Annotated in this window: 2 protein-coding genes; both read left to right on the plus strand. The window is 67.7% G+C overall.

The genetic code is table 11. The features are described 5' to 3' along the window. Positions 1-1,039: thioredoxin family protein (locus DBR20_RS22535; RefSeq protein WP_258223175.1), on the plus strand; the 1,039-nt coding region annotated here is incomplete at its 5' end. Positions 1,040-1,053: 14 nt separating this feature from the next. Continuing rightward, the coding region (locus DBR20_RS22540; RefSeq protein ID WP_258223176.1) for a peptide-methionine (S)-S-oxide reductase at positions 1,054-1,335 on the plus strand (282 nt) is incomplete at its 3' end.

The raw sequence follows: 1,335 nt of genomic DNA on the forward strand, positions 1-1,335 counted from the left end.
CGACGCGCAACCAGCAGCACCGCCGATGATGATGATGGCGGCCGGGCAGGCAGGCGCGCCGCTGCCGGTGGAAGGCACGCTGCCTTCGCTGAGCGGCGCCACCGGCTGGCTCAACAGCCCACCGCTGAGTGCGGAGCAGCTGCGCGGCAAGGTGGTGCTGATCGATTTCTGGACCTACTCCTGCATCAACTGCCTGCGCGCGATGCCATTCGTGCACGAGTGGGCGCAGCGTTACCGCGACCATGGTCTGGTGGTGGTCGGCGTGCATACGCCGGAGTTCGCGTTCGAGCGCGACCCGCGCAACGTGATGAAGGCCGTGCAGCAGCTGAAGGTCGAGTACCCGGTCGCACTCGACAACCAGTATTCGATCTGGCGCGCGTTCAACAACCGCTACTGGCCGGCGCACTACTTCATCGACGCGAAGGGCAACATCCGCGGTCACCAGTTCGGCGAGGGCAACTACGCGCACTCCGAACAGGTGATCCGTCGTCTGCTGGTGGAAGCCGGGAAGACCGACCTGCCACCGCCTGCGGACCCCGCTGCGGCCGACCTGCAGGGCGTAGCGACGCAGGCCGACATGGGCAACCTGCGCTCACCGGAAACCTATCTGGGCCACGCACGTGCCGAGCAGTTCGCCTCACCGGGCGGGCAGCGCGCCGACGCAGTATTCGGCTACACGCTGCCATCCACCCTGGCGCTGAACCAATGGGGCCTGTCCGGACAGTGGCTCGTCAACGATGAAGCGGCACAGCTGCAGCAGGCCGGCGGGCGCATCGCCTTCCAGTTCCATGCCCGCGATCTGCATCTGGTGCTGGCACCGGGCGAGGACGGAACGCCGGTGCGCTTCCGCGTGCTGCTCGATGGCAAGCCACTGCCTGCGACCGATGCCGGCGCCGACGTGGCTGCCGATGGCACCGGCACCGTGAGCGAACACCGGTTGTACCAGCTGATCCGCCAGCGCGGCACGATCGGTCCGCATCGTTTCGAGATCGAATTCCTCGGCGCAGGCGTGCAGGCCTACGCCTTTACCTTCGGTTGAACCGGGAGCACACGATGAAACTCTCCTTCGAACAGGGCATTGCCGCCGGCGTCGCCGGCCTGGTCGCCACCGCGCTGGTCGCCGGTGTGCTGCTGGTGGATCGCGGTGCGGTGGCCGCAGCGGCCGAGCCCACGGCACAGCTGCAGGCGCTGCCTGTACCCAGCGGCGACGCGGCGTTCCGCGATGACGCCAGCCTTGCCAGCGTGGTCTTTGCCGGCGGGTGTTTCTGGGGCGTGCAGGGCGTGTTCCAGCACGTCAAAGGGGTGAGCAACGCGGTGTCCGGTTACATCGGGGGT

Origin of the sequence: Stenotrophomonas sp. HMWF023, from assembly GCF_003060985.1 — a bacterium.
In the GTDB taxonomy this organism is placed as follows: domain Bacteria; phylum Pseudomonadota; class Gammaproteobacteria; order Xanthomonadales; family Xanthomonadaceae; genus Stenotrophomonas; species Stenotrophomonas lactitubi.